At 74.8% G+C, this 322-nt stretch carries 1 protein-coding gene; it reads right to left on the bottom strand.

Annotated elements, in window-relative coordinates; genetic code table 11:
- Nucleotides 1-322: hemagglutinin repeat-containing protein (locus FDP13_RS21545; RefSeq protein WP_143840382.1), on the bottom strand; the 322-nt coding region annotated here is incomplete at both ends.

Raw genomic sequence — 322 nt, 5'->3', positions numbered from 1 at the left:
CCGGCGCTCAGACTCAGGTCGCCCCCGCCGGCCACCGTGCTCTGCACCAGCCCCTGGCGGCGCCGCTCGGTGGTGGCACCGCCATCCTGACGCACCGTGTCCGTCATCGTGGTCAGCGCATTCAGCTGGATGTCGTTGCCCGCCGCCAGCGCCAGCGGCCCGCCCGCGCTCAGCTGCGCCCCGTTCAGCACGATGTCGTGCCCCGCCTGCAGCGTCAGCCCGCCCCGGGCGGTTATCAGCCCGGTCTGGCCGATATCGGTGCGCGTCAGCGACCCGCTGCCCCGCCCGTCCCGGGCCGCCGTCTGCCACTGGCTGGTCGTCG

The sequence above is a fragment of the Dickeya sp. ws52 genome (assembly GCF_007210685.1).
In the GTDB taxonomy this organism is placed as follows: domain Bacteria; phylum Pseudomonadota; class Gammaproteobacteria; order Enterobacterales; family Enterobacteriaceae; genus Dickeya; species Dickeya chrysanthemi.
Note: the sequence above shows the minus strand (reverse complement) of the source record. Positions and strands in the feature narration are given on the sequence as shown.